Below are 2,575 nucleotides of genomic sequence, written 5' to 3' on the forward strand. Positions count from 1 at the left end.
AGGGTGCGGCGGGACAGGGCGATGGCGTCGGCCACGGCCCGCAGGTCGCCGCTGACGACGGTGAGGTCGGACGCCTCGATGGCCACGTCGGCCCCGGTGCCGACGGCGATGCCCAGGTCGGCCTGGGCGAGGGCGGGCGCGTCGTTGACCCCGTCGCCCACCATGGCCACCCGCCGGCCCTCGGCCTGGAGCCGGCGGACCTCGGCGACCTTCTCCGCCGGGAGCACCTCGGCCAGCACCCGCCCGATCCCGACCTCCGCGGCGACCGCCTCGGCCGTGCGGCGGTTGTCGCCGGTGAGGAGGACGACGTCGAGGCCGAGGTCGCGCAGGGCCCGCACGGCGGCCGCCGACGTCGGCTTCACCCGGTCGGCGACGACCAGCACGCCCCTCGCCACCCCGTCCCAACCGGCCAGCACGGCCGTTCGCCCCCCCGCCTCGGCGTCGGCGGCGGCCGCCGCGCCGTCGGGCGGGACGGTGGCGAACAGGCTGCGCCGGCCGACCAGCACCTCCACCCCGTCGACCGTCCCCCGCACGCCCCGGCCGGGCAGGTTCTCGAACCCGGTCACCGGGGCCACGTCGGCCGCCGCCCCGGCGACGGCCCGCCCCACCGGGTGCTCGCTGGCCGCCTCGACGGACGCCGCCATCCGCAGCAGGCGGGACGGCTCGACGCCGGCCCCGGGCACGGCCGCGACCAGCTCCATGCGGCCCTCGGTGACCGTGCCCGTCTTGTCCAGCACGACCACGTCCGCCTGCCGGGTGCTCTCCAGCACCTCGCCGCCCTTGATGATCACGCCCAGCTGCGCGGCGCGGCCGGTCCCGACCATGATCGCCGTGGGCGTGGCCAGGCCGAGCGCGCACGGGCAGGCGACGACGAGGACGGCGACGCCGGCCGTGAAGGCGTCGTCGGCCGGGTGCCCGGTGAGCAGCCAGCCGGCCACCGTGGCGACGGCGACGGCGAGGACGATCGGCACGAACACGCCGGCCACCCGGTCGGCCAGGCGCTGGACCGGGGCCGTCGACCCCTGGGCCTCCTCGACGAGGCGCACGATCTGGGCGAGGGCGGTGTCGGCCCCGACCCGGGTCGCCTCGACGACGAGGCGGCCGTGGCTGTTGACGGTGGCGCCGATCACCTCGTCGCCCGGCCCGACCTCGACGGGGACGGGCTCGCCGGTGACGAGGGAGGTGTCGACGGCGGAGTGGCCGTCGACCACGCGGCCGTCGGTCGCCACCTTCTCGCCCGGCCGGACCTGGAACCGCATGCCGACCCGGAGGGCGTCGACGGGCACCTCGGTGCCGTCCTCCAGCAGCGCGGTGCGGGCCCCGAGGGTGGCGAGGGCCCGGATGGCGTCGCCCGAGCGGGTGCGGGCCCTGGCCTCGAGGAACCGGCCGGCGAGGATGAGCGTGACGATGACGGCGGCGGTCTCGAAGTACACGTCCGGCCCGCCGGCCTCGAAGTGCCCGCCGGCGTGGTGCTCGGGCTCGGCCGCCCCGAGGAACAGCACGGCCACCGCCGACCAGCCCCAGGCCGCCAGCGTGCCCAGCGAGACCAGGGAGTCCATGGTCGCCGTGCGGTGCCGGAGGTTCACGGCGGCGGCGCGGTGGAACCCCCAGCCGCTCACCCACACCACCGGGGTGGCGAGCGCGAGCGCCAGCCACGGCCAGCCGTCGAAGGCGAGGCCCGGCACCATCGACACGAGCACGACGGGGACCGACAGCACGGCGGCGACCACGAGCCGGCGGCGGGTGGTGGCGAGGTGCCTGGCCTGGGCCTCGGCCGGGTCGTCGTGCTCGGGCACGGCGTAGCCGAGGCGCTCGACGACGGCCCGGAGGTCGTCCCGGCTGACGGCGGCGTCGTGGACGACGGTCGCCCGGTTGGCGGCCAGGTTGACGTCGGCCCACTCGACGCCGGGCAGCTTGCGCAGGCCCTTGCCGATGCGGGTGGCGCAGGCCGCGCACGTCATCCCCTCGACGGGCAGGTCGGTGCGGGCTCGCATCCCTGCCACTGTACCCCGAGGGGGTATGTGGCCACACCCCGGCCCGGCCCCTTCTACGATGCCGGCCATGCGCCGAACGCTCGCTGCCTGCCTCGCCGCGCTCGCCCTGACCGGGCTGGCGGCCTGCGCCGAGGAGCCTGCCACCGTCGCCGAGACGGGCACGACGGTCACCACCGAGGCCAGCACCACGAGCGAGGCCGTCGGCGGCAACACCGACAGCACCGACGAGGGCGGCAGCACCACCACCGAGACGACCGACGGCGGCGGCAGCAGCACCACGCTCCCGTCGGGCACGTCGTCGTCGACCACCGAGCCGGCCGGGGTCGCCGACAACCCCGAGGACGCCTCGGGCGGCCTGTTCGGCGCGTGGCAGGCGGGCGACGAGTCCGCCGCGCCGGACTTCGCCGAGCAGTCGGCGGTCGACGCCATCTTCGCCGAGGACGCGGCGCCGTTCGCCGAGGCCACCGAGGACGGGTGCACGGAGGCCGGCGAGGGGGCGTCCGAGTGCACCTGGTCGGGCGAGGGCCAGACGCTCACCATGCGGGTCGAGGGCAGCGACGAGGAAGGCTGGCGGGTCGTCG

Annotated in this window: 2 protein-coding genes; one reads left to right on the top strand and one right to left on the bottom strand. The window is 77.2% G+C overall.

The window, feature by feature from the left end; genetic code table 11:
* Positions 1–1,994, bottom strand: a 1,994-nt coding sequence (locus VGB14_07760) for a heavy metal translocating P-type ATPase (protein ID HEX9992804.1), incomplete at its 3' end; no start/stop codon positions are given.
* Positions 1,995–2,061: 67 nt separating this feature from the next.
* Between VGB14_07760 and VGB14_07765 the strand changes: the two genes are divergently transcribed.
* A partial coding sequence (locus VGB14_07765; protein ID HEX9992805.1) for a hypothetical protein occupies positions 2,062–2,575 on the top strand: 514 nt, incomplete at its 3' end.

The sequence above is a fragment of the Acidimicrobiales bacterium genome, from assembly GCA_036399815.1.
In the GTDB taxonomy this organism is placed as follows: Bacteria; Actinomycetota; Acidimicrobiia; order Acidimicrobiales; family DASWMK01; genus DASWMK01.